The organism is Pseudomyxococcus flavus, assembly GCF_050038885.1.
Lineage (GTDB): Bacteria > Myxococcota > Myxococcia > Myxococcales > Myxococcaceae > Myxococcus > Myxococcus flavus.
In genome coordinates, this window is the sequence record NZ_CP143624.1 from 4,313,469 (window position 1) to 4,337,338 (window position 23,870).

Annotated in this window: 20 protein-coding genes; 11 read left to right on the plus strand and 9 right to left on the minus strand. The window is 71.1% G+C overall.

Features of this window, described 5'->3' with window-relative positions:
• The first annotated feature begins 21 nt into the window (after positions 1 to 21).
• Positions 22 to 792 carry a transglycosylase domain-containing protein gene (locus VZL07_RS18155; protein WP_426756824.1) on the plus strand — a complete coding sequence of 257 codons (771 nt, stop codon included), beginning with the start codon at positions 22 to 24 and terminating at the stop codon, positions 790 to 792.
• Positions 793 to 1,225: 433 nt separating this feature from the next.
• Here the strand turns inward: VZL07_RS18155 and VZL07_RS18160 are convergent, their stop codons facing one another.
• From VZL07_RS18160 to VZL07_RS18175, 4 genes are all read right to left on the minus strand, one after another.
• Positions 1,226 to 3,010, minus strand: coding sequence for a serine/threonine-protein kinase (locus tag VZL07_RS18160; RefSeq protein WP_426756825.1), 1,785 nt, complete (start codon positions 3,008 to 3,010; stop codon positions 1,226 to 1,228).
• Between the two features lie 131 nt (positions 3,011 to 3,141).
• Entirely contained in the window at positions 3,142 to 4,803 is a 1,662-nt protein-coding gene (locus tag VZL07_RS18165) for a hypothetical protein (protein WP_426756826.1), read from the minus strand.
• A 14-nt stretch (positions 4,804 to 4,817) separates the two neighbouring features.
• On the minus strand, positions 4,818 to 5,732 hold the full coding sequence (locus tag VZL07_RS18170; RefSeq protein WP_426756827.1) for a hypothetical protein: 915 nt from the start codon (positions 5,730 to 5,732) through the stop codon (positions 4,818 to 4,820).
• A 151-nt stretch (positions 5,733 to 5,883) separates the two neighbouring features.
• The gene (locus VZL07_RS18175) at positions 5,884 to 7,701 is read right to left on the minus strand and encodes a CpaF family protein (RefSeq protein ID WP_426756828.1); all 1,818 of its coding nucleotides are present in this window, start codon (positions 7,699 to 7,701) and stop codon (positions 5,884 to 5,886) included.
• A 168-nt stretch (positions 7,702 to 7,869) separates the two neighbouring features.
• On the opposite strand from VZL07_RS18175, the gene VZL07_RS18180 reads away from it, so the two are divergent.
• Both VZL07_RS18180 and VZL07_RS18185 read left to right on the plus strand, forming a co-directional pair.
• The gene (locus VZL07_RS18180; RefSeq protein ID WP_426756830.1) at positions 7,870 to 8,547 is read left to right on the plus strand and encodes a uracil-DNA glycosylase; all 678 of its coding nucleotides are present in this window, start codon (positions 7,870 to 7,872) and stop codon (positions 8,545 to 8,547) included.
• A gap of 48 nt (positions 8,548 to 8,595) precedes the next feature.
• On the plus strand, positions 8,596 to 9,408 hold the full coding sequence (locus VZL07_RS18185; RefSeq protein ID WP_426756831.1) for an acyl-CoA thioesterase: 813 nt from the start codon (positions 8,596 to 8,598) through the stop codon (positions 9,406 to 9,408).
• A 14-nt stretch (positions 9,409 to 9,422) separates the two neighbouring features.
• Here VZL07_RS18185 and VZL07_RS18190 read toward each other — a convergent pair whose 3' ends face one another.
• Positions 9,423 to 9,791 carry a response regulator gene (locus VZL07_RS18190; protein ID WP_426756833.1) on the minus strand — a complete coding sequence of 123 codons (369 nt, stop codon included), beginning with the start codon at positions 9,789 to 9,791 and terminating at the stop codon, positions 9,423 to 9,425.
• A 102-nt stretch (positions 9,792 to 9,893) separates the two neighbouring features.
• Entirely contained in the window at positions 9,894 to 11,228 is a 1,335-nt protein-coding gene (locus tag VZL07_RS18195; protein ID WP_426756835.1) for a M24 family metallopeptidase, read from the minus strand.
• Positions 11,229 to 11,758: 530 nt separating this feature from the next.
• Between VZL07_RS18195 and VZL07_RS18200 the strand changes: the two genes are divergently transcribed.
• Positions 11,759 to 12,397 (plus strand): tetratricopeptide repeat protein, encoded by a 639-nt coding sequence (locus VZL07_RS18200; protein WP_426757315.1) that lies wholly within the window; start codon positions 11,759 to 11,761, stop codon positions 12,395 to 12,397.
• A 168-nt stretch (positions 12,398 to 12,565) separates the two neighbouring features.
• Positions 12,566 to 15,409 carry a DNA gyrase subunit A gene (gene gyrA / locus VZL07_RS18205; RefSeq protein WP_426756836.1) on the plus strand — a complete coding sequence of 948 codons (2,844 nt, stop codon included), beginning with the start codon at positions 12,566 to 12,568 and terminating at the stop codon, positions 15,407 to 15,409.
• A gap of 165 nt (positions 15,410 to 15,574) precedes the next feature.
• On the opposite strand, the gene VZL07_RS18210 is transcribed toward gyrA, so the two are convergent.
• The gene (locus tag VZL07_RS18210) at positions 15,575 to 16,411 is read right to left on the minus strand and encodes a PfkB family carbohydrate kinase (protein ID WP_426756837.1); all 837 of its coding nucleotides are present in this window, start codon (positions 16,409 to 16,411) and stop codon (positions 15,575 to 15,577) included.
• Between the two features lie 51 nt (positions 16,412 to 16,462).
• Here VZL07_RS18210 and VZL07_RS18215 point away from each other — a divergent pair, with 51 nt between their 5' ends.
• From VZL07_RS18215 to VZL07_RS18235, 5 genes are all read left to right on the plus strand, one after another.
• Positions 16,463 to 17,446 (plus strand): iron ABC transporter substrate-binding protein, encoded by a 984-nt coding sequence (locus VZL07_RS18215; RefSeq protein ID WP_426756839.1) that lies wholly within the window; start codon positions 16,463 to 16,465, stop codon positions 17,444 to 17,446.
• The gene (locus VZL07_RS18220) at positions 17,446 to 19,011 is read left to right on the plus strand and encodes an ABC transporter permease (protein ID WP_426756841.1); all 1,566 of its coding nucleotides are present in this window, start codon (positions 17,446 to 17,448) and stop codon (positions 19,009 to 19,011) included. The genes VZL07_RS18215 and VZL07_RS18220 overlap by 1 nt, the downstream gene beginning before the upstream one ends.
• Positions 19,012 to 19,059: 48 nt before the next feature.
• Positions 19,060 to 20,118, plus strand: coding sequence for an ABC transporter ATP-binding protein (locus tag VZL07_RS18225; protein WP_426756843.1), 1,059 nt, complete (start codon positions 19,060 to 19,062; stop codon positions 20,116 to 20,118).
• Positions 20,119 to 20,207: 89 nt separating this feature from the next.
• Entirely contained in the window at positions 20,208 to 20,495 is a 288-nt protein-coding gene (locus VZL07_RS18230; protein WP_426756844.1) for a YkvA family protein, read from the plus strand.
• A gap of 97 nt (positions 20,496 to 20,592) precedes the next feature.
• On the plus strand, positions 20,593 to 21,420 hold the full coding sequence (locus VZL07_RS18235) for an SDR family oxidoreductase (RefSeq protein WP_426756846.1): 828 nt from the start codon (positions 20,593 to 20,595) through the stop codon (positions 21,418 to 21,420).
• Between the two features lie 48 nt (positions 21,421 to 21,468).
• Here the strand turns inward: VZL07_RS18235 and VZL07_RS18240 are convergent, their stop codons facing one another.
• Positions 21,469 to 22,476, minus strand: a complete 1,008-nt coding sequence (locus VZL07_RS18240; RefSeq protein ID WP_426756848.1) for a hypothetical protein — start codon at positions 22,474 to 22,476, stop codon at positions 21,469 to 21,471.
• 377 nt (positions 22,477 to 22,853) lie between these two features.
• On the opposite strand from VZL07_RS18240, the gene VZL07_RS18245 reads away from it, so the two are divergent.
• Positions 22,854 to 23,084, plus strand: coding sequence for a hypothetical protein (locus VZL07_RS18245; protein WP_426756849.1), 231 nt, complete (start codon positions 22,854 to 22,856; stop codon positions 23,082 to 23,084).
• Between the two features lie 240 nt (positions 23,085 to 23,324).
• Here the strand turns inward: VZL07_RS18245 and VZL07_RS18250 are convergent, their stop codons facing one another.
• On the minus strand, positions 23,325 to 23,651 hold the full coding sequence (locus tag VZL07_RS18250; protein WP_426756850.1) for a hypothetical protein: 327 nt from the start codon (positions 23,649 to 23,651) through the stop codon (positions 23,325 to 23,327).
• Positions 23,652 to 23,870: the final 219 nt, after the last annotated feature.

Genomic DNA, 23,870 nt, shown 5'->3' on the forward strand with positions numbered 1-23,870 from the left:
TGCCCCTGGTAGCCTGAGGGGGTGAAGAGTCTGCTCTGGATAATCCTGTTCCTGCTGGGCCTGGCCGGCGTGGTCATCCCGCTGACGTACCTCTACACGGCGAGCAAGCTGCCGCAGCTCGAGAGCGAGTTCGACGTGGAGAAGCAGCTCAAGCACAGCATCGAAGGCGAGCGGATGAGCCTTCGGGCCGGGCAGTACGAGCGCAACCCGCGGCCCATCACCTTCGTGCGGCCGGACTTCTCCAAGCTGCCCAAGGATTTGGTGGCGCTCTACATCCGCCACATGGAGTGCCCCCGGTACTTCCAGACGCCGCGCGAGGACGGGCCTGCGTGGGCCTGGCGCCTCTTCGTGGGCGCCACCCTGGGCACGACGCCGCCGGGGGACGGTGCCTGCGAGCGCATCCTGGCCATGCGCATCGCCGACGCGCTGGGCATCAAGGGCACGCGCGAGCAGTCCGTGGCCGCCCACCGCATCCATGCCTTCATGCAGAAGGACCAGCTCATCGCCTATGACCTGGCCACCATCTACTTCGAGCGCGGCATCGTCGGCGTGGAGGACGCGGCGCTGAAGCTCTTCGGCCGGGAGCTGGGCGAGCTGAAGCTGGAGGAGCTGGCGGAGCTGCAGCTGGCCCTGCCGCCGTACAACGACTACCACGGCATCAAGGTCTGCAAGAACCCGACGGTGCTGCGGCAGAACCGCAACATCCTGCTGGAGGACCTCGCGGGCTGGCGGCTGGTGAGCGAGGACCGTGCCCGCAACGCCATGGCCCAGCCGCTGGCGTGCGCGCGCTGAGCAGCGCTCGCGAATGGCCCCGGCCACGCTCGTCATCTGCTTGAGCAGGTGGTGGCGAGCATGGCCGCTTGCGAATCATGTCCGGTGCGCCTGTTATCTGCGTGAGCAGGTGGTGGCGAGCGTGGCCGCTTGCGAATCATGTCCGGTGCGCCTGTTATCTGCGTGAGCAGGTGGAGGCGAGCTCGGCCGCTCGCGAATCATCTCCGCTACGCCCTGTATCTGGGTGAGCAGGTCGATGCGAGCGCAGCCGCATGCGAATCATCTCCGCTGAGCCTGTTATCTGCGTGAGCAGGTCGATGCGAGTGCGGCCGATTTCGAATCATCTCCGCTGCGCCTGTCACCTGATCTAGCAGGTGGAGGCGAGCTCGGCCGCTCGCGAATCATCTCCGCTACGCCAGTTCGCAACTTGAGCAGGTCGACGCGAGCGCAGCCGCTACCGAATCATCCCCGCCACGCCCGTCACCTTCTTGAGCAGGTCGATGCGGGCGTGGGCGCTGGTGTCGGCCCGGGCGTCGTCTCGGTACTTCGCCAGCAGGTTGCGCGCGGCGTTCGCCTTGGGCCCGTCCAGCTTCCCGGACGTCTCCAGCCGGTCGACCCGGCGCTCCAGCCGGTCGATGCTCTCGAGGATGTCCTCCAGGCTGGGCGCCGACGCCTTCATCGGCCGAGGCGGCGCGACGGGTGAATCGACTTCGGAACGCGCCCGCTCCACCCTCGCGCGCGTGCTACCCACAGCACGGGCCGGCGCGGTGGCGACCAGCGGCTGGAGCGGGATGTCCTCCACCGGAGGCTCCTGGACCTCGGTGGGCGTTGGGGCCACCGCGACCTGCGCTGGCGTCGCGGGCTCGGCCGCGGGTGGCGTCGGCCCCGCAGCGGCCTCCGCCGGGGCCACCTGGGCCGCTGCCGTCACCGGCGCGGCGGGCGGCGTCACCAGCGCGGGGGCGTCCGCTTTGCGGACGATGATGGCCGCCGCGCCGATGAGCAGCACGCCGGCGAAGCCCAGCGCCGCCACCAGCGGCAGGTGCTTGCGCCGCGGGCCGCGGACGCCCACGGCGCGCAGTTCCTGGGACGTCAGCTCCGCGCTCAGCTCCGGGGGCACCGGCACCGGCGTGGTGGGACGACGCGAGTCCGCCTCCGCCTCCGCGGGAGACTTCTCGAAGCCTGGAGCGGGCGCGCTGGGGTTGGAGCGCGTGGAGGCCCGGAGGGTGCGTCGCAGCTTGTGCAACTGCTGCCGCAGCGCGTCCGCGGAGTTGGGCCGCGTCTCCGGGTCCTTGGTGAGCATCTGCAGGATGAAGGCGTCCAGCGCGGGCGGCAGGTCGGAGACGAACTCCGAGGGCCGCGGCGGTCGCGCCTCCACGTGCTTCATCAGCAGATCCACGGGCGAGCTGCCCACGAAGGGGAGCCGGCCGGTGACGATTTCGAAGGTGACGACACCCAGGGCGTAGAGGTCCGTCATGGGCCCCACTTCCTGGCCGCGCGCCTGCTCCGGCGCCATGTACTCCGGCGTGCCCACCACCATGTCCGTGCGCGTCTGCGCGGTGCGGCCGGTGGGGCCCTGGCCCCGCTTGGCGAGCCCGAAGTCCAGCACCTTCACGTAGCGCGAGCCGTCCGGTTGCTGCACCAGGAAGATGTTGCTCGGCTTGAGGTCGCGGTGCACCACGCCCGCGCCGTGCGCGGCGGCCAGCGCGGCGAGCACCTCGTCGAGCAGCGCCAGCGCCTCCTGCACCGGCAGCCGGTTCTTCTCCGTCAGCACCGCGTCGAGCGCCTGGCCCTCCAGGTACTCCATGATGATGTACTGCCGGCCGTCGGGCACCTGGCCGAAGCCGAAGATGTCGATGATGCCCCGGTGGCGGATGGCGTTGACGGCGCGGGCCTCCGCGAGCAGCCGCTCCACCTGCTCGGTGGAGTGGGCCAGCTCCGGCCGCAGCACCTTCACCGCCACGCGCTTGCCGATGAGCGGCTGGATGCCTTCGTACACCAGCCCCATGCCACCCACGCCGATGCGCGAGCGCAGCTCGTACTCACCCAGCTTCAAGCCGATGAGCGGGTCCTTGTGGGGGACCGCCGCCGGAGGCTCCGAGGACTGCACCACCACGTTCGGCTCCTCCACGCGCGAGGACACGTCGAACGACGCCAGCACCACCGTCCCATCGCGTGGGCACACGGCGGTGTCGGGAGGTACGGCCTGGCCACAGGTATCGCAGATCAACTCGGAAGCCATCTCAAACCGGGATGCAGCGTAGCAGGAGGACCCGGGTGGGGCGATGTGCTCAGGCCTGGAATGCCTGTCGAGCGGTCAAGCGCAGCACGCCGCATCCCCCCGACAGGCACCCCAACGTCGGACAACGGACGCTAGGGGTTGGGCGTGGCGCAGTCGACCTCGCGCCGCTGCTCACCCTCCTGGCCTCCCAGCCCGGGGCCGACGCCGCCGGGGCCTCCGAGGCCCAGGTCGAAGGTGACGCCCTCCTCCGTGAGGACGATGCCCGAGCCCGGCCCACACCACACCCCCACCGAGGGACCACCGCCGCCGCCACCGCCGCTCCCGCCCGGGCCACCATTCCCTCCGGGACCGCCTGGACCGCCCCTGCCTCCGGTCGTCTGGTACCGCATGACGGGGGCGGTTCCTCGCTCCCGGGTGACCCGGCCGCCAATGCTCCCCTGGCCGCCTTCACCGCCCAAGCCGCCGGGCCCCCCTTCACCGCCGGGCCCTCCCTGTCCGCCACCGAGCGTCCGCAGGACGCTCCCTTCCTCCACGGCGACCTGGGCTCCGATGAGCAGCAGCGAGATGGAGGCGCCACCGCCGCCCCCGCCACCGCCCCCTTCTCCACCGCAGCCGCCCGAGCCGCCCGCGCCACTGCCTCCGCCGCTGGCGACGCTCACCCCGGTGCCGTAGCAGCTCCCGCCGGACCCGCCACCCCCTCCGCCACCGCCCGGCGTACCTCCGCCACCAGGCTCACCTTCCTGGCCAGGGACCCAGGTCTCCTCCTGCAGCAGGCCCAGCCCCATGCCACCCTGGCCCGCGGAGCCCGTGCCGCCGTCCGCGCCCGCCAGGCCCGCCATGCCCGGGCCCGGATTGCAGATGCAGAGGTCGCCAGAGCAGGCCGCATTCCCATTCTCTGCGTTGCCACCCGCGCCACCCGCGCCGCCCCCGTCCTCGGGGGTGCCCGTGCCGCCATCCTTTCCTGGATCGCCGTCCGCGCTGCCACTGGCGCCAAACCCACCGGTGGGCATGGTTCCATCCGGGCAGATGAAGTCAGCGGGCAGGCCTCCCTGGCCGAAGTCGGAGTTGTCGACGCCTCCGTCCTGGCCGCTGCCTCCGGGGAGGCCCTGCTTGCCCTGCGCCCCCGGCGTGCCTGGAGCCCCAGGGCCGCCGCGGCCCGCCGTCAGGGTGACATGGCGCATGCGGAACCCGGACGAGTCCACCATGCGCACGGCGATGGACGGCTCGCCGGGGCCCGCCGCGCTGGCGGCGCTGACGTGCACGTACTCCATGACCACGCCGGCATCCTGGAGGCCGCGCACCGTCATCCCCAGGGTTCCGGCGTCGACCTGGGCCACGTGTTCCGCGCTGCGGCGCCAGCCGCCCCTGCGCCCGGCATAGCCGCCGTGCAGCGACACGGGCACGTCCAGCACCAGGTCGGCCTCGTCGTAGGCGCCACCGGCCAGGAACAGGTGGCGCGCGCCGCCGTCCGTCTGGCGCAGCATCGCCAGCGCCCGGCCCACGGTGCGCAGCGGCGCCGTGCGCGTGCCGGTGCCCGCGTCGTCATCGCCATCCACCGGGTCGATGAAGAGGCCCGCGTCCGCCTGTCCGTCCACGCCGTCACAGTCGGTGTCCTTGAAGGCGTCGTCGGGCAGGTCCTCGCCGGGCACCGGCGTGCAGGCCGCGACGTGGGGCTCGCAGCGGCCCTCGTCACTGCAGCGCTGCCGCGCGCCGTCGAAGTCGTAGCACGCGCCCACGGCGAACACCGCCACGAGCGCGGTGCCCGTGGCGCCGAGCAACTGGGTCTTCCGCATGGCTCTCCTCGAATTCAAGGCAACGTCCCGGACAGGCCCACCATGCCTCCACCGGGAAGGGGGGCGGCGGAGGGCTGCAGCTTCGGGGCCTCCTCGCCGGGAAGCAGGAACATCACCGCGCCCGTGACGAGCCCCGCCGCGCCCAGGCCGAAGGCCACCCGGCTCAGCGTCTGCGCCCGGCGGCCCGACGACGCGAGCCCATCCGCGTCGGTCAGCGGCGCGTCCGGCGTGCCGCCGCGGTCGAGCTGCTCGTACTTGTCACCGGCCTGCAGGTAGAACACGGTGCCCACGCCGACCAGCGCCGCGCCGCCCACCGCGGGCAGCCACGACCAGCGGCGCAGCGGGCGGATGCGCTCGGGCTCCGGCTCCGGAGCCAGCGGCTTCGCCTCGACCACGGTGGGGGAGGACGGGGGCGGCGGCTCGACGGCCGGCGGGGCCGGAGGCGGGCCGCGCAGGGCCGTCTGCGCCACGGGCAGCACCGCGTCGAGCGACTGCGTGAGCGAGTCCAGCAACTGCTCCTCGCGCACGCCCGGGATGAGGTGCTCGGTGACGAGCGCGCCGTCGTTGGAGGTGTAGATGCGCGCGCCGGTGCGATAGCCGCTGAGCAGCTGGCCCAGCTCCGTCACCAGCACGAGCTCCGTCTTCCCCGCGGCGCCCAGCGAGCGGATGCAGGCGGCCTGGGTGCGGTTGCAGCGCAGCAGCGGGCGGCGCTTGGCGGCGGTCAGCTTGCGGGTGATGTCCTCGATACGGACCACCACCAGCCCGCGGGCCCGGAGCTGCTCGGCCACGTGCTCCTGGGCGAACTCGACGACGTGGGAGGGCACTCCCGCCGCGTCAGGCGGCGCGACCAGGACGGAGAGGGGCGGCGGCGGAGCCGCGGCGGGGGCCTGGGTGGCCAGGGTGAGCGCGGCGAGGAGGGAGATCCACACCCAATCACTTTCCCCCCGACACGCGCTCCTCGCAAGGTCGGGAATCACCGCTCGTGCTTCGAGTGAAACCCCACGGAGCCCGGAGCGCGTGGTGGGAGGCCACCCCACCGGCCCGGGTCGCATTCGACGCGCCGGGCCGGGGCGGAGGGCTTCAGCGCCGGGGGCGCTCGGACGGCGCCGGGCGAATCTGCGTCTTCTCGGAGCCGCCGCTGGCGTTGTGCGAGCCGCCGGTGTCGTCCTCCTCGTCCTCCACCACGGACGAGGGGCGGGACGGCGGCGGGCGGCGCGCGCCCAGCGCCGGGCGGGAGCCCGTGGCCAGGTTGGGCGAGGGCGCCCGTGCGGGCGGGGTGAAGGGCGGCGGCCGGCGCGGGGGCACCGTGCGGGGGCTGTCGTCCTCGGCGAGCAGGTCCTCGGAGACCTCGACCTTGGCCTCCAGGGGCGCGGCGGCGGTGCGCGTCTCGTCGGGCGCGTCCGCGAAGGGGTTGCGCGTGGGCGGCGGCGTCGCGTCGTCGTCCACGTCCGGCGGCGGGGGCCGGGGAGGCGCGGCGGTGGGCCGGGCCACCGGCGTGGCGGGCCTCACCGCGGGAGGCGGTTCGGGCGGGCGAACGCGCGCGGACGGCGGCGGGGTGGGGTGGCTGGCGGGCACCTGCACCTGCACGGGCGGCGCGGCGGGGGGCGCGGGCGGCGGCGGCGGCGCGGCGGCCTTGCCCGCCTTCTTGTCGCGGGCCTCGTCCTTGAGGCGCTGCTCGAAGGCGGCCCACTCCTCCTTGAAGTGCGCGGGGTCGGGCTTGCCCGACTCGCGGTGCTTCAGCGACGGCGCCCAGCGCACCGTGTACGACTCGCCCGCGTGGAAGGTGGGCGGCGGGGGCAGGCCGTAGGTGGCCGGGTCGAAGAAGGACTCGTCCAGGTCGTGGAAGCCGTACGCGCGCGCCTTGCTGACGAAGTTGGGGATGATGCCGGTGGGCGCGTGGTAGCCGAGGATGTGGTCGTCCTCGTCCTTGGTGACGGGCGTGAAGACGAAGATGTCCTGGGTGCGGTAGTCGCCCTTCTCGTTGAGGGGCAGCACCTCCGACAGGGCAATCGTCTTGCGGCTGCCGTCGTGGAGGCGCTCGCAGCAGATGATGAAGTTGATGGCGCTGGCCACCTGGGCGCGCACGGCGACCATGGGCAGCTCGACGCCGGACATGAGGCACAGCGACTCGATGCGCCGCAGCGTGTCCGTGGGCGTGTTGGCGTGCGTGGTGGCCAGCGAGCCGCCGTGGCCCGTGTTCATGGCCTGCATGAGGTGGAAGGCCTCGCCGCCGCGCACCTCGCCGACGACGATGCGGTCGGGGCGCAGACGCAGCGCGGAGTGCAGCAGGTCGCCCATGTCCACCGCGCCCTTGCCGAACTTGTCGGGCGGTCGGCTCTCGAAGGGCACGACGTGGGACTGGTTGAGCTGGAGCTCGGCGGAGTCCTCGATGGTGAGGATGCGCTCCTCGTCGGGGATGAGCGACGACACGATGTTGAGCAGCGTCGTCTTGCCCGAGCCCGTGCCGCCGGCCACCAGCATGTTGAGCTTGGTGGCGATGCCCGCCTCGATGAGGCGCGCCATCTGCGGCGTGAGCGAGCCGAACTTCATCAAGGAGTCGATGGTCAGCTTCTCCTTGAAGAACTTGCGGATGGAGATGGTGGTGCCCTTGCGCGCGATGGGCGGAATCACCACGTGGATACGGCTGCCATCCGGAAGGCGCGCGTCCAGGCGCGGGCGCTCCTCGTTGAGCATGCGGCCGACGAACTGCGCCATGTTGCGGGCGGCGCCGAGCAGACCTTCGTCGGTGAACGATGCATCCACTTTCGTGAGCCGGCCCTTGCGTTCAATCCAGATGTCGGTGGGGCCGTTGATCATGATTTCCGACACGGCCTCGTCGTCCATGTAGGGCAGGACGGGCTTGAGGAACGCGCGGAGTGACTCGGTGTACATCGTCATGGCGCCCCCAAGGCTAGCGCGCTCTGGCCCCAGGGCCCAAGAACCGGCCCTGCCTGCCCGGCAGGTTTTCGGGCAGGGGCCGCTTTCGGACGGAGCCGGGCCGAAAGCAGTGGGCCCCTGCGTCACCCCGGTGTTTCAATGCCGCCGCCGCTGGATGGGGAGGTGTGAGTGCTCGCGGATCGGCTGCCGGAAGACTGGAAGCAGGTGCTGCGCGCGGCGCTCGAGGCGCCCTCGTTCCAGGAGCTGGAGCGCTTCGTCGAGTCGGAGCGGCGGGAGGCCACCGTCTTCCCGTCGGAGGAGGACCTCTTCTCCGCCTTCCGCCTCACGCCGTATGCGGACGTCCGGGTGCTGCTGCTGGGGCAGGACCCGTACCACGGTCCCGGACAGGCACACGGCCTGGCCTTCTCGGTGCAGCCGGGCGTTCCGCCTCCGCCCTCGCTGGTGAACATCTTCAAGGAGCTGCGGAGCGACGTGGGCGCGCCCCGTCCGAAGGACGGCTCTCTGATTCCATGGGCCCGGCAGGGCGTGCTGCTGCTCAACGCGGTGCTGACGGTGCGGCAGGCGAAGCCCAACAGCCACGCGGGGCACGGCTGGGAGGACTTCACCGACGCCGTCATCCGCGCGGTGAGCGCCAAGGACTCGCCCGTCGTCTTCGTCCTGTGGGGACGCTACGCGCAGAAGAAGAAGAAGCTCATTGATTCGAAGCGGCACGTCGTCATCGAGGGCACGCACCCCTCGCCGCTGTCGGCCAGCAACGGCTTCTTCGGAAGCCGCCCCTTCAGCGCGGTGAATGAGGCGCTGAAGTCCCACGGCCTTCCCCCCGTGGACTGGCGCCTTCCGGCCTGAGACTCGGTCCGGACAGGGCGGGGACGCGTTGATACGCTGCGGCGCGACATGACCGCCGCCTTCCTCGCCGCCACCACCCCCGAGCCGCTCTCCCAGGGCCGCTACGGCATCCGATTCACCGCGCCCTGGTATCAGGGCAAGGGCGCCTTCGGTGGCGTCGTCGCCGGCGCCGCGCTGCGCGCGCTGGAGCACACGCTGGCACAGGCGCAGCAACTCGGGCGTCCGGTGCGTACGCTCACCGCGCACTTCTGTGCGCCTGCGGTGGAGGGCGACGCGGAAATCCAGACGCGCATCGAGCGGACGGGGCGGCTGGTGACGCATGCCACGGCGCGCATCGAGAGCGCGGCGGGCGTGCTGTGCGTGGCCAGCGCCACGTTCGGCGCCTCGCGCGGCGGCGCGCTGGAGTACTTCGACGTGAAGCGCCCGGTGGTGCCGCCGCCGGAGGAGGTTCCCGCGGTACCGGACGACGTGCCCATGCCCACCTTCTGCAGCTTCTTCGAGTACCGCTTCTGCGTGGGCTCGGCGCCGTATGCTGGCGCGGACGTGGCGGAGACGGGCGGCTGGATTCGCCCGCGCGAGCCCATGGTGCTGGACGCGCCGCTGTGCGTGGGGCTGATGGACGCCTATCCGCCGTCGGTGCTCGCGCGCGTGGATGGCTTCCACGCGGCGGCGAGCGTGGACTTCACCGTGCACTTCTTCCACGACCTGCCGCGCCCGGGCCTGCGCGAGGACGCCCACTTCCTGCGCACGGGACGCTCACGGCAGGCGGCGGAGGGCTACTCGGAGGACTTCCAGCAGTTGTGGACGCAGGAGGGCGAGCTGCTGGCCCAGTGCCGCCAGCTGGTGGCCGTGCTGGGCTGAGCGGCGCGTGTTTCTCAGGCCGCCACGGACGCGAGCTGCTTGACCAGCAGCCGCACCAGCTCCACCGGCTGGATGGGCTTGGGCAGCAGCTCCGCGCCGTAGCGGATGGCCACGGACACGAGGTCATCCAGCTCCTCGTGTCCGGTGAGGAAGACGAACGGCACGTGGCAGTTCTTCAGCTCACGCATCACCGTGAGCACGTCGGAGCCGTTCATGTCCGGCATGTTGTAGTCGCAGAGGATGGCGCAGATGCTGGACAGGTCCAGGTTGAACGCCTCGGCGGGGGACTGCACCGTCACCACGCCGTAGCCCGCGCTCTCGAGGATGTCCCGCACCACCGAGAGCACGAAGGCGTCGTCGTCAATCACCAGCACGGTCTGCATCAGGGACCTCTCCGAGTGCGGTTCAGCCCATCCTATCCGAGCTTTGTCGACAGGACTGTCGCGTGCGACATCGGCTCACGGCACGGGGCTGAACCGACCCCATCACGGCGTCCCGGGGGCCGGGGAGGGGATGAGCACCAGGTCCTCCTGCGGTGGGATGAGGTACTCCGCCCCCGTCTCGGTGACGACGGCCATCTCCTCCACGGAGATGATGCGCTGGGCGCCCTCGCCGCCGTCCGGCCACGCGTAGAAACCGTCGAAGGCGAACACCTGGCCGGGCCGCACGATGCGCGCCGCCTGCCCCTTCGCGGGCGCGCCGTTCTGCGCGCCGGAGAGCGCCGGGCCCACGTCATGCGCCCAGTAGCCCACCGGGTGCCCCGTTCCCCACATGACGGGGGCCGAGCCGGCCTCGCGCATCCAGTCACGCTGGGCCTTGTCCACGTCCCAGCCGCGCACGCCGGGCTTCAGCGTGGCCAGCGCAACCCGGCTGCCCTTCTTGCCCTTCTCCCACTTCTCCAGGGCCTCCTTGGGCGGCTGCGTCTGGCCCGGGGCCAGCACGTAGGCGAAGCGCTGGATGTCCGTCACCCACATGCCGCCCACGCGGATGCCGAAGTCCGTCTGGATGAAGTCGCCCGGCTGGATGACGCGCTCGGTGGCGTGGGAATGGCCACGGGTGGGACCGCTCTGGACGTTGGGGTTCTGGTCCGGCGCCCACGCGTCGCCCACGCCCAGCTCCGCCATGCGCCTGCGGAGGAAGCGGGCCACGTCCACGTCGCGCGTCTTGCCCGGCACCACCGCGCGGTAGGCCTCCTCCTGCATCTGGGACGTCAGCGCGGCGGCCTTGCGGAGGATGTCCACCTCCTCGGGCAGCTTCACGGAGAGCCACTCGGAGACGAGGTCCTCGGAGGAGACCAGCTTCTTGCGCAGCGCGGGCGTCAGGGCCTTCTCCAGCGCGGCGCGCTGCGTGGCGGACAGGCCGTCCGCCACCGTCACCGAGGTGGAGGAGTTGATCGCGATGCGCTGGGGCTTCGCCGCCGCCAGCCGCGTGGCGACCTGCGCGTAGAGGTCCGTGCCGCGCGCCAGCGGTACCACCTCGTCGAGCGGGGCCACGTCCTTGAGCGCGGTGGCCTCGCCCGCGGGGGACAGGGCCACGCCGCGCACCGCCGCGCCCTGCTTGAAGAACAGGAAGGCCGCGGTGCCGCCGGCGTTCTCGCAGCCGACATGGATGGCCAGCGGGTCGTTATCGTTCTCCCGGCAGATGACCACCCAGGCATCCACGTTGGCGCGGGCCATGGCCTGGGGCAGCAGCTTCTGGATGCGCTCCTTCCGGATGCGGGGCCAGGCGTCCTCGGAGACGATGGCGCTGTCCGGGGCGGCGCTGGCGACGGGCGCGGCGAGGAGCAGGGCGGAGAGCAGGGCGGACCGGACTGGGCGCATGCGGAGCGGTTCCTTTCGGGAAGAGGGCGCCATCTTCCCCGAGCCGCCTGCGGGAAGGGACTCGCGCTGCGTGAAGTCGTTTGGCGTGCGTGCGAAGAACCGTGCAAAGCCCGTTATCCGACGGGGCCATGCAAGCGCTGGCGCCGTGGCTCGTTTAAGGTGTGTCCATGGCCAAGAGCTCCTCCCAGAAGCGTTCGTCGAAGGCGAAGCAGCCCTCCGCGCGCGGCCCTTCCGCCGCGACGTCGAAGTCGAAGGCGAAGCAGCCGGCCGCCCCAAGGCAGGCGGCCGCGAAGAAGAGCGCCGCGCCAGGGCAGGGCCCCGGGAAGAAGAGCGCGGAGCCGAGGCAGGCCGCCGGGAAGAAACAGGCAACGCCGGGGCAGGCCGCGGCGAAGAAGCACGCCCCGTCGGGGCAGGGTGCTGGCGCGGCCTCGAAGAAGAGCGCCGCGCCAAGGCAGGCCGTCGGGAAGAAGGCGAACGTGTCGAGTCCGGCACCCGAGCCGCGTCGTGCCACCACGCCCGATGCCGAGCCCGTGGCCACGCAGCCCGTGATCGAGGCGCGCCCCGTGCTGGAGGCCGAGCCCGTGTTCGCCGACGAGCCCGGAAAGGGGCAGCCCGCGCCCAAGGCGCTCCCCTCCGGTGAGGCGGCGGGCCGCGTCCTGCCCTTCGAAATCGACCCCAAGCGGATGGAAGAAGGGCTGCGCAAGCTCCAGGGAGAGATGGTCCACTGGGCCAACAAGGGGCGCTACACGCGGGTGCGCTTCAAGTTCCGGGGCAAGCAGCTGCTCCCGGACCTGCCCCTGGCCGCGGTGGTGGCCGCCGAGGGCCTCACGTTCTACTGGGGCGGCATCCTGCGCGTGCTCATCGCCAACGTGGTGGGCGGCAGCGTGTTCCAGGTGGAGCTCGTCAACGACGCGGAGAAGCGCGTCCAGGCGGGCAAGGAGGCGCTGCTGTCGGGTGACGTGGACCAGGCGCTGGCGCTCTTCCGCGAGGCCGTGGCCATGGACCGCGACCTGCCTTCCGCGCACCTCAACGTGGGCGTGGCCCTGAAGCTCAAGGGCGACCGGGACGGGGCGCTGGCGGCGTTCGAAAAAGCGAAGGAAAAGGACCCGGAAGGACCCCTGGGCGCGGAGGCCGAGCGCCTGGCCGCTCCCCTGCGACCGCAGGGCTGAAAATCGCCTGCACAAGCGTTCAAAAAAGAGTCCCTCGCGGGCATCCCGCCGTTCGGGGCGCGACCCCCTTGTTTCCTCTGTTGACGCTGGGAAATCCAGGGGTTACGAACGCTCACTCACTGGATGGCGGCCCCCATTCGCGGGCCCCTCCGCAGACTTCCAGAGCTCATGGCTGACGACACGACCGACAAGCCGGCATCGCCCTCCGCGCCTCCTCCTCCGGACAGCGCCGGAGAGCTCATCCCCGTCAACATCGAAGACGAGATGCGCCGTTCGTATCTCGACTACTCCATGTCCGTCATCGTCGGGCGCGCGCTGCCCGACGTGCGGGACGGACTCAAGCCCGTGCATCGCCGCGTGCTGTACGCGATGAACGACCTGGGCAACCTCCACAACCGCGCCTACAAGAAGTCCGCCCGCGTGGTGGGTGACGTCATCGGTAAGTACCACCCGCACGGCGACGCGTCGGTGTACGACGCCATGGTGCGCCTGGCGCAGGAGTGGAGCCTGCGCTACCTGCTGGTGGACGGCCAGGGCAACTTCGGCTCGGTGGACGGCGACTCGCCGGCGGCCATGCGTTACACGGAAGTGCGCATGGAGCGGCTGGCGGAGGACCTGCTGGCCGACATCGACAAGGAGACGGTGGACTTCGGTCCCAACTACGACGACTCGCTGGAAGAGCCGCTCGTCCTCCCGTCGAAGTTCCCCAACCTCCTGGTCAACGGCAGCAGCGGCATCGCGGTGGGCATGACCACCAACATCCCGCCGCACAACATGACCGAGGTCATCAGCGGCACGCTGCACCTCATCGACAACCCGGGGTGCACGGTCCGGGACCTGATGGAGTTCATCACCGGTCCGGACTTCCCCACCGGCGCCATCATCACCGGGCGCGAGGGCATCATCCGCGCCTACGAGACGGGGCGCGGGCAGATCACCATCCGCGCGCGCTCGGAAATCGAGACCTCCAAGAAGGGTGACCGCGAGGCCATCGTCTTCACGGAGATTCCGTACCAGGTGAACAAGGCGCGGCTCATCGAGAAGATCGCCGAGCTGGTGCGCGAGAAGAAGCTGGAGGGCATCAGCGACATCCGTGACGAGAGCGACCGCCAGGGCATGCGCATCGTCATCGAGCTCAAGCGCGACGCGATTTCGCAGGTGGTGCTCAACAACCTGTATGCGATGACCTCGCTGGAGACGACCTTCGGCGCGGTGATGCTGGCCATCGACGGCGGCCAGCCGCGCACGCTGAACCTGAAGGAGCTGCTCGACCGGTTCATCGCGCACCGCCGCGACGTGGTGACGCGCCGCAGCCGCTACGAGCTGCGCAAGGCGCTGGCGCGCATGCACATCGTCGAGGGCTTGCTGGTCGCGCAGGACCTCATCGACCTGGTGGTGAGCCTCATCCGCGCGTCCAGGGACCCGGACGAGGCGCGCTGGGGCCTGATGAACATCCTGTCGCCCGCGCTGTACGAGCACGAGCGCTTCGCCAACCTCCAGCGCATCGACTACGACAAGGCGAAGGCGCAGATGGAGCTGCTCGTCTCACGCGCGCGCAACGAGGAGCCGCAGTACGGCGGGCTGGCGCACAAGTACGAGGGCGCGGGCTTCAGTGAGACGCAGGCGCAGAACATCCTGGAGATGCGCCTGCAGCGCCTCACCGGCCTCCAGCGCGAGGAGCTGTTCCGCGAGCTGATTGGCCTGGTGCGCGACATCGCGCGGCTGCAGGACATCCTGGCCAACGAGCGCAGCCTGCTCAACGTCATCAAGACGGAGTTGCTGGAGATTCGCGAGCGCTACGGCGACAAGCGCCGCACGGAAATCACCGGCGCCGTGGACGAGATGACCAGCGAGGACCTCATCGCCGAGGAGACGATGGTGGTCACGCTGTCGCACACCGGCTACATCAAGCGCTCGCCGCTCAGCGAGTACCGGGCGCAGAAGCGCGGTGGGCGTGGCAAGACGGGCGCGGCGACGAAGGAAGACGATTTCGTCAGCAAGCTGTTCGTGGCCAGCACGCACGCGTACCTGATGCCCATCACGACGAAGGGCAAGCTGTACTCGCTGAAGGTGCACCAGATTCCGCAGGCCAGCCGCACGTCGCGCGGCAAGGCGATGGTGAACCTGGTGCAGTTCGGCGAGGGCGAGCGGCTGGCGCAGGTGCTGGTGACGCGCGACTTCCCGGAGAACCGCTACGTGTTCTTCGTCACCAAGCGCGGCGTGGTGAAGCGCACGGACCTGAGCGCGTTCGAGAACGTCCGCTCCAGCGGCATCATCGCGCTGGGCATCGACGACGGTGACGAGCTGGTGGCGGTGATGATTACCGACGGCAGCAAGGACATCCTGCTGTCGACGGCGTCGGGCATGAGCATCCGCTTCCCGGAGTCGGAGGTCCGCTCCATGGGGCGCCAGGCCTACGGCGTGAAGGGCATCACCCTGGAGGACGGCGACGAGGTGGTGGGCGCTGACGTGGTGGAGGCGGACACGGCCATCCTCACGGTGACGGAGAACGGCTACGGCAAGCGGACGCAGGAGTCCGAGTACCGGCAGCAGGGCCGCGGCGGCAAGGGCATCATCGACATCAAGACCACCGAGCGGAACGGCAAGGTGGTGGGCCTGCTCCAGGTGAAGGAGTCGGACGAGGTGATGCTGGTCACCAACGGCGGCATGCTCATCCGCATGCGGGTGAAGGAAATCTCCGTCATCGGCCGCAACACGCAGGGCGTGCGGCTGATCGCGCTGGAGAATGACCAGGAGAAGGTCATGGCCATCTCCAAGCTGCCCGAGAGCGATGAGTCGGAGGAGAACGGCGAGGCGGTGACGGCGCCGGTGGAAGGCGCGGCGCCCACGGCGGAGGCCAGCGCTCCGGCGGCCGCCGAGGCCACGGCAGAGGCCGCGGCGCCTGTGGAGGCCACGGGGGAGGCCGCGGCGCCCGCGGAGGCCCCGGCCGAGTCGGCTCCGGCGACGGACGGCAATGGCTCCACGGGTGGTGAGGAGCCCACGCAGGGCTGAGCCATCCGCGGTGAGGAGCGGGGGCCCTGTGGGCTCCCGCTCCGGAATCCCGTGAGGCCGTGGCTCAAGGCCTCACGGGCGTTGAATCGCCAGGATGCGGTGCTCCGCGACCTCCACGGCGTAGGTCGAGCCCATGTCCGCGGCAGGGCCTGCTTCGTCACACGCTCAAAGCAGGTCCGCCGGAATCGAGCGGGCATCCAGCTTTGGCACACCGACCTGCGTCACCGCCTGCGCGCCGAACCAGTTCGCCAGCGAGGCACAGCGCTCGAGCGGCAACTCTCGCAGCAGCCCCAGCGCGAACCCCGCGAGGAAGCAGTCCCCCGCGCCCGTGGCATCCACCTCCTCCACGGGGACGGCGGGCACGTCGATGCGCGCATCCGCCGTGAACACCGAGCAGCCCCGGAGCCCGCGCGTCACCACCAGGCACGTCCGCTGGCGCACCCGCTCGATGTCCATGGCCCGGGCTTCTTCCTCGCTGGCCTTCACCACCCGGAGCCGCTCCAGCAGGCCGTCGAAGGGCGTGTCCTCCAGGCGCAGGTTGACGACCCGGCCGTCGGCGTCCAGCGTCCGGAGCAGCCCCTGCGCATCCGCCAGCACGTGCCGGGCCCGCTCGGAGACGCGGCGCAGTGTCTCGGGCAGCACCTCACCCGCGACGCCGCACGCCAGCGCCACGCGCGCGTCCACGGTGATGTCCTCCGGGCGGACGGGCTCCGACTTCGCGCCGACGTGCAGCGTCCGCGCCTCCCCGTCGAAGTCCGCGATGAACTGCGTGGTGCGCGTACCCGGTACGATGCGTGGGGGATGGCGGACCTGGCCCGCGTAGCGGAAGTCGTCGCCCGCGACGGCGGCCACCGCGTAGTCCACGCCCACCGCGTCCAGGACGGCGGAGATGTACGCCGCCGACCCGCCGAGTGCGTGCGTCTCCCGGCCAGGGCCGTGCCTGAGCAGGTCATGGCAGTAATTGCCGACCACCAGAACGTCGCGGAGTGGGGGAGCGCGCATGCGGCACCTTCGCCTGGAAGCCGGGAAGCCCGTTCGTTAGGGTGCCGGCCCATGGTACGTCTACTCCTGACCTCCCTGGTGCTGGCAGTGTCCTCTCCCGCGCTCGCGGCCGAGACGCTGACCGTCTACTCCGGCCGCAACGAGAAGCTCGTGGGCCCGCTCCTCGAGAAGTTCACCCAGAAGACGGGCATCGAGGTGAAGGTGCGCTACGGCGAGACGCCGCAGCTCGCCGCCACGCTGCTGGAGGAGGGGGCGAAGACGCCCGCCGACGTGTTCTTCGCGCAGGACGCGGGAGCGCTCGGCGCGCTCGCGAAGGCTGGCCGGCTCCAGGCGCTGCCCCAGGAGACGCTGGGCAAGGTGGACGCGCGCTTCCGCTCGCCGCAGGGGGTCTGGGTAGGCACCAGCGGCCGGGCGCGCGTGGTGGCCTACAATACGAAGAAGGTGAAGCAGGACGCGCTGCCCATGAGCATCCTCGGCTTCACGGATGCGAAGTGGAAGGGCCGCCTGGGCTGGGCGCCCACCAACGCCTCGTTCCAGTCCTTCGTCACCGCGCTGCGGCTGCTCAAGGGCGACGAGGCCGCGACGCAATGGCTCAAGGGCATCCAGGCCAACAAGCCGCGCGTCTACAAGAACAACTCGGCCATCATCGAGGCGCTGTCGCGCGGTGAAATCGACGCGGGCTTCGTGAACCACTACTACCTGTTCTCCGCGAAGAAGAACAAAGCCGACCTGCCCGTGGCCAACTACTTCGTCGCCGCGGGCGACCCGGGCGCGCTGGTGAACGTGGCGGGCGTGGCCATCCTCGAGGGCTCGAAGAACGCGGACGCGGCGAAGAAGCTGGCCGCGTACCTGCTGGACACCGAGGCACAGACGTACTTCGCCCAGCAGACCTACGAGTTCCCGCTGGTGCCGGGCGTGAAGATGGCCGAGGGCCTGCCCGCGCTCGACAAGGTGGGCTCGCCCGACCTCGACCTCTCGAGGCTGGACGACCTGCGCGGCACCGTGAAGCTGCTCCAGGACACCGGCGTCCTCTGATGCGCCGTCGTGCCCCGGCCGGGTTGTGGGTGGCGGGCGTGGCCATGGCCGCGCTGGCGCTGGTGCCCGCGGTGTACCTGTGCGTGCGTGCCGCGGAGGCGGACGCGGACGCCTGGGGCTTGCTGCTGCGGGACAGGACGTGGGGCCTGCTGGGGCGCACGCTGGGGCTCGCGGCGGCGGTGACGACCTGCGCGGCGGTGCTGGCGCTGCCGCTGGCGTGGCTCACCGCGCGCACGGACCTGCCGGGGCGGCGCCTGTGGACGGTGCTGCTCTGCGTGCCATTGGCCGTGCCGACCTTCGTCAGCGGCTATGTGCTGCTGGCGGCGTTCGGCGTGGGCGGCGCGCTGGAGCAGCCCCTGCAGCGCTGGGGGCTGCCGGTGCCTCCCGTGTATGGCTTTCCCGGGGCGCTGCTGGCGCTGACGGTGTCGACGTATCCGTACTTCTTCCTCGCGCTGCGCGCCGGGCTGCTGTCCCAGGACCCGGCATGGCTGGAGGGCGCCCGCAGCCTGGGGCTCACGCCCGCGCGCGCCTTCTTCCGCATCACCGTGCCCCTGCTGCGGCCCGCCTTCGCGTCCGGCGCGCTGCTGGTGGGGCTGTACGTGCTCTCCGACTTCGGTGCGGTGGCGCTGGTCCAGTACGACGCCTTCTCGCGCGCCATCTACGTGCAATACGAGGGCGCGTATGACCGCAGCTACGCGGCGCTGCTGGGCCTGGCGCTGGTGTTCGTGACGGTGGGCGTGCTGGCCCTGGAGCTGTGGCTGCGAGGCCGTGCGGGCTACCACCGCAGCGCGAAGGGCGCCGCGAGGGCCGCCGCGCCGGTGCCCCTGGGCGGCTGGCGTGTGCCGGCGCTGCTGCTGTGCGGCGCGGTGGTGGCGGTGGGCGTGGGGCTGCCAGTGGGTGTGCTCGTGTACTGGGGCGTGCGGGGCTTGTCGGTGGAGTCGGGGCCGCTGCTGGGTCCGGCGTGGAGCTCGGTGAGCGCCTCGATGCTGGGGGCGGTGGCGGCGGTGGTGGGCGCGCTGCCGCTGGCCTTCCTCGCGGTCCGCTACCCGAGCCGCCTCACGGTGGTGCTGGAGCGCGTGTCCTACGCGGGCTATGCGCTGCCTCCCATCGTCCTGGCGCTGTCGCTCGTCTTCCTGGGCGTGCAGGCGGTGCCCTTCCTCTATGGCACGCTGGCCATGCTGGTGCTGGCCTACGTGGTGCGCTTCCTGCCACAGGCGGTGGGTGTGGTGCGCGCGTCGCTGCTCCAGCTGAACCCGCACCTGCCGGAGGCCGCGGCGTCACTGGGGCAGCCTCCGTCCGGCGTGCTCCGCCGCGTGACGGCGCCCCTGCTGCGGCCCGGGCTGCTGGCGGGCGCGGCGCTCGTCTTCCTCACGGCGATGAAGGAGCTGCCCGCCACGCTGCTCCTGGCGCCCATCGGCTTCGAGACGCTGGCCACGCGCATCTGGAGCGCGACCGCCGAGGGCCGCTTCGCCGAGGCCGCCGTGCCGGCGCTGGTGCTGATGGCCGTCTCCTCGCTGGGTGTGGGGCTGCTCGTCTCGCAAGAGGGGCGCTCGTCGCCGGGGTAAGGCAGCGCGCCCTGACACGCGGGAACGCGGTAGGGTGCGCCGCCCGCCATGTCCCTGCTCTCGCTCGACGCCGTCACCCTTCGCTATGCCTCCAGCGGTACCGCCGCGGTGGATGGCCTGTCCCTGTCGGTGGAGCCCGGCGAGGTGCTGGCGCTGCTGGGACCTTCGGGATGCGGGAAGACGACGACGCTGCGGCTGGTGGCGGGCTTCGAGCGCCCCAACGGCGGCACCGTCACCCTGGAGGGCCGCACCCTGGCGGGCCCCGGCGCCTTCGTGCCGCCCGAGCAGCGCAGCGTGGGCATGGTGTTCCAGGACTACGCCCTCTTCCCGCACCTGTCCGTGCTGGAGAACGTGGCCTTCGGCCTCACCGCGATGTCGCGCCACGATGCCCGCGCCCGCGCGAGCCAGATGCTGAAGCTCTTCGGCCTGGAGGGCTTCGAGTCGCGCATGCCGCATGCGCTCTCGGGCGGGCAGCAGCAGCGCGTGGCGCTGGCCCGGGCGCTGGCGCCGGGCCCCCGCGTGTTGCTGCTGGACGAGCCCTTCTCCAGCCTGGACAGCGCGCTGCGAGCGTCCACGCGGATGGAAGTCCGGCGGGTGCTCAAATCGCTGGGGGCCACGGTGATGCTCGTGACCCATGACCAGCAGGAGGCCATGGCCTTCGCGGACCGGCTGGCGGTGATGCGAGCGGGCAAGGTGGAGCAGGTGGGCACGCCGGAGGCCGTCTACGCCACGCCGCGCACGGCCTTCGTGGCGTACTTCCTAGGCGGCACCAACCTGCTGCCGGGCGTGGGCTTTGGCAACGGCGCGCGGACGATGCTGGGCATCCTCCCGGTGATGGGCCCGCCAGCGAAGGGCAACGTGCTGCTGTCGCTGCGGCCGGAGGCGCTGAAGCTGGTTCCGGACAAGGACGGCGTCGCGGTGGGCGGTGCCTTGCGCGCGGAGGTGCTGGCGCGCGAGTTCCAGGGGCCCGCCGCCGAGTACACGATTGCCTGCAACGGGATGGAGCTCACCGTGCGCGGCGCGCCGGACCTGCCGCTGCGAGCGGGCGACCGGGCGAGGTTGGAGGTGGTGGGGCGTGCGATGGTGCTGGAGGACAGGCCGGACTGAGCCTGACTGTCCCTCGGGCGGCCAGACGGCGTACGCTGGGTGTGGGCTGGGGCCGCAATCACCCGGGCTCCTCGTGCGTAGAGGTAGGTATGAACATCGCAGGCCTTCGTGGAATGGGGAGCCGTTTCTTCCGGTACGTGCGCGACCCGCACGTGGCGCTCTGGCGGAAGCTCGCTGGCGTACTGGCGGTGGTCTACTTCCTCTCGCCCGTGGACGCGCTGCCGGACTTCATGCCGGTGCTCGGGTGGCTGGACGACCTCGGCGTGTTGTCGGCCGCGGCCTTCTTCATGGTGCGTGAGGTGCAGCGCCACCAGGTTGTCCTCTCGGGCGACGACGCGCAGGCGGGCGTTCCCTCGCCGGCGCGGAAGACCATCTGAGTCGCACGGCACCCCGTGAGACGCGGGGTGTGAGTCCCTTGTCGTGCCCGGGGCAGCCATGGTTTGTGCGCCAGCAAGACTGTCGCATGGAGCCTGGATGTCCGGTTCGCAGGGAAATGTCGTTCTCATCACCGGTGCCTCGTCAGGTATCGGCAAGGCGTGCGCGGAGCTGCTGAGCGCGCGCGGATACGTCGTCTACGGCACGAGCCGCCGGCCCGTGGAGGTCGCGCCTCCGGGCTACCGGATGCTCGAGCTGGACGTCACTCGAGACGACTCCGTGCAGCGGGCCGTGGAGACGGTGCTGTCACGTGAGGGCCGCATCGACGTGGTGGTGAACAACGCGGGCTATGCGCTCGCGGGCGCCGCCGAGGACACCTCCATCGACGAGGCGCGTGCGCAGCTCGACGCCAACTTCCTGGGTGCGCTGCGCGTGTGCAAGGCCGTGCTGCCGTCCATGCGCGAGCGGCGCTCCGGGCGCATCATCCAGGTCAGCTCCCTGGGCGGGCAGGTGGGGTTGCCCTTCCAGTCGCTCTACAGCGCGAGCAAGTTCGCCCTGGAGGGGTTCACCGAGGCGCTCCGCCAGGAGGTGGCCGAGTTCGGCATCGAGGCCACGCTGGTGCAGCCCGGCGACGTGAAGACGCGCATCACCGAGAACCGCGTGTGTGTGGCCAAGGCCGGCGCGGGCTCTGCGTACCGGGAGCGCTTCGAGGCCGTGTTGAAGGCCATCGAGGCCGGTGAGCGGGAAGGCATGTCCGCCGAGGACGTGGCGAAGAAGGTGCTGGAGGTGATGGAAGGTGGCTCGCCGCGCGTGCGCTATCCGGTGGCGCAGCTAACGCAGCGGGTCGCGGTGGTGGCGAAGGCGGTGTTGCCCTCGCGCACCTTCGAGCAGCTCGTGATGTCGATTTATGGCCTGCGCCGGCCCTGAGCAGGGGCGATGCGGAAGGCCCTGCGTGTGCGTCGTGGGTGAAGCCGCTCAGAACCTGCCGAACACCGACACGCCCGTGCCGCCGTGCTTCGTCGTGAGGGGCGCCAGCGTCACCTGCGGCGCGTCCGGCGCATCGAAGTTCCGCGTGAGGTAGGTGGTGAGCGCCAGGCCCCCGAGCACGCCAAACCCGCTGCCCACGAGGATGGCATCCGCCGAGTCGTCGCCCGCGGATGCGAGGTAGACGGCGCTCGCGCCCGCCAGCCCGCCGAGGATTCCCCCCGCGTCGATGATGAGCATGCGGCCTCGGGACACGGCCACGGACTTCGACAGGATGGCCATCGACAGGATGCCGACAGCGGTGGCGCCCAGCTCGACGGCGAAGAAGTCCTGCGTGGTGTTGCTGTCCGCTGCCCCCAGGAACAGCGCCGTCACCGCGCCCGCCCAGAGGCCTCCCGAGTTGGCCAGGGAGACCTGTCCCGACGTGGGGTTCACCAGGTGCGCCAGCAGGATACCCACGCCGGTGAAGCCCGCTCCGCCGAGGATGGCGGCACCGAAGGCCTCGTCACTGTCCAGGTCGAACGCGAGCAGGGATGCGACGCCGAACCAGAACCCCCACACGGTGCCGGAGTTGATGACGGCGGCCTGTCCGTCCGTGATGCCTTCGCGGGTGAGCAGCAGGGAGCTGGCGGCGCCCGCTCCCGCGCCCAGCAGTGATGCCGCGACGTAGCCCTGGCCGCTGCAGTCCCCGATGGCGCACAGGAGGATGCCCTGCGCGGCGCCGTGCATCGTCTGCACCACGACCAGCGAGGCACGCGCGCCTCTGGAACGGGACTCCCGGCCCACCTCGCTCGCGGCGGCCGTGGCCAGTTGCCCACCGGGCTGGAGCCGGGCACGGGAGAGCCGGGCGAGCTCGGTGGCATAGGGATGCTGCGGGCAGGCGGCGAGCGCCCGTTCGAACAGCTCCAGCGCCTTCGAGTCGTCGCCACCCACGAGTGCGTCGAAGCCAGCCGAGTAGTCCGCCTCGGCACTGGGCGCGCAGGCGTCGGGCGTGGACACCAGCGGCGGTGCGGTGACTGTCCCGGGCGCCCCGACTGCGGACGGGGGAGGGGTCTCCATCGACTGGGCCGAGAGTGTGGCAAGCAGGAGGAGCGTGGCGAGCGTCATGGCACACGGCACTGTACGCGAAGCACGGCGGCGGCATGTGTCAGTCGGCTGTCACGTCCATGCCGGAGACCTGTCGCGCGGTGCTTCCTGGACGCATGGGCCTTGTGGATGCGGCGTGCGTGCAGCCGGTCCTGGCCCTGGACAGGAAATGGCCCACGGACGCCCTTGTGGTTTCTGGAAAACGGCGTTCGTCGGCGGCCGTGTCGGTCGCAGCCGCCCTCGTGCACTCCTTCTGGCGCTGCCTTCGTGCGCCGCACTATCGTTGATGGATGACGATTATCCGCTATCTGTGGGGCACGCTGCTCGGCGTGCTGGGAGCCCTGTCTTTGCTGCGCGCGCTCGAGCAGCTCGTGTTCGGCGGCGGCAGCGGCGGTTCCATTCTCGTAGGGGCCGCCATGGGGCTCGGCCTCTTGATGGTGGCGAAAAAGCGGCTGGACAAGGCACGCGCACAGGGCCGTCCGGCCCCGTCCGCCGGGAACAGGGATCCGAGTCCTTCCTAGCGCGGGCGGTCCCGTATCATCCCGGCCCACGCTTTCAGGCTCACCCAACGCAGAAGAGGAGCGAGGCCGTCAGGGTGATGCTCGAGTCCGCGACGAACGCTGGGACGACGTCCACTTCGGACTCCTCGTCCTCGGTTGCTGCATCATGCTCCTGCGTCGCCACTGCCCTGACCTGTGTCAGGCGCCGTTGGTGAACGTGACGGTGCATGAACCCATCCGCTGCGCACCGTGCTGGCTGCATCAAGGAAGGACGGCGCGGATGATGCTTCCCGTCACCCATAGGCCGAGCATCGGACTGGGCACCATGAGCCACACGGCCGCAGCCACATAGATGAAGGTCAGCCGGGCCGGAGGTTTTGTGGACGTGCCATCGGGCGGGAGGGTTCGAAAGACGAGCTCGCCGGCCTTCCGGATGGCCGCCATGGACAAGAGCCCCAGCACGAGCCCCAGAAAAATGCCGAGCGTGTACCGGGCGCTATCTCCCCTCGCGAACTGAGCGGCCGCCACTGCCCCGCCGAGGGTGGTGCCTACCGACAGCAGACTCAGCATGTCCCATAGGCTCACCATGGCGGCCTCATCTCAGCCCGAGCCGCGGTGCCACTTCCAAGGGCTCGTGGCCGCTCAATCACAGCCACTGGCGTACCCCCGCTTCTGTCTCCAACGGTGCTTCCGATAGGGAAGCCCTCGTTGGACGCCAGTGTAATGCACACACCAGCGGTAGCCTGTCACTGCGCACCAGGCGCCTCTCGTGCATCGAGCTCGGCCCCGTGCTGAAGCGCAGGTTCT

Bases quoted from the DNA above. Each gene is read 5' to 3' on its own strand.
- VZL07_RS18195 (WP_426756835.1), bottom strand. From the start codon at position 11,228: ATGCGCCCAGTCCGGTCCGCCCTGCTCTCCGCCCTGCTCCTCGCCGCG.
- gyrA (WP_426756836.1), top strand. From the start codon at position 12,566: ATGGCTGACGACACGACCGACAAGCCGGCATCGCCCTCCGCGCCTCCT.
- VZL07_RS18225 (WP_426756843.1), top strand. From the start codon at position 19,060: ATGTCCCTGCTCTCGCTCGACGCCGTCACCCTTCGCTATGCCTCCAGC.
- VZL07_RS18215 (WP_426756839.1), top strand. From the start codon at position 16,463: ATGGTACGTCTACTCCTGACCTCCCTGGTGCTGGCAGTGTCCTCTCCC.
- VZL07_RS18235 (WP_426756846.1), top strand. From the start codon at position 20,593: ATGTCCGGTTCGCAGGGAAATGTCGTTCTCATCACCGGTGCCTCGTCA.
- VZL07_RS18160 (WP_426756825.1), bottom strand. From the start codon at position 3,010: ATGGCTTCCGAGTTGATCTGCGATACCTGTGGCCAGGCCGTACCTCCC.
- VZL07_RS18245 (WP_426756849.1), top strand. From the start codon at position 22,854: ATGACGATTATCCGCTATCTGTGGGGCACGCTGCTCGGCGTGCTGGGA.
- VZL07_RS18230 (WP_426756844.1), top strand. From the start codon at position 20,208: ATGAACATCGCAGGCCTTCGTGGAATGGGGAGCCGTTTCTTCCGGTAC.
- VZL07_RS18165 (WP_426756826.1), bottom strand. From the start codon at position 4,803: ATGCGGAAGACCCAGTTGCTCGGCGCCACGGGCACCGCGCTCGTGGCG.
- VZL07_RS18220 (WP_426756841.1), top strand. From the start codon at position 17,446: ATGCGCCGTCGTGCCCCGGCCGGGTTGTGGGTGGCGGGCGTGGCCATG.
- VZL07_RS18185 (WP_426756831.1), top strand. From the start codon at position 8,596: ATGACCGCCGCCTTCCTCGCCGCCACCACCCCCGAGCCGCTCTCCCAG.
- VZL07_RS18175 (WP_426756828.1), bottom strand. From the start codon at position 7,701: ATGACGATGTACACCGAGTCACTCCGCGCGTTCCTCAAGCCCGTCCTG.
- VZL07_RS18250 (WP_426756850.1), bottom strand. From the start codon at position 23,651: ATGGTGAGCCTATGGGACATGCTGAGTCTGCTGTCGGTAGGCACCACC.
- VZL07_RS18190 (WP_426756833.1), bottom strand. From the start codon at position 9,791: ATGCAGACCGTGCTGGTGATTGACGACGACGCCTTCGTGCTCTCGGTG.
- VZL07_RS18210 (WP_426756837.1), bottom strand. From the start codon at position 16,411: ATGCGCGCTCCCCCACTCCGCGACGTTCTGGTGGTCGGCAATTACTGC.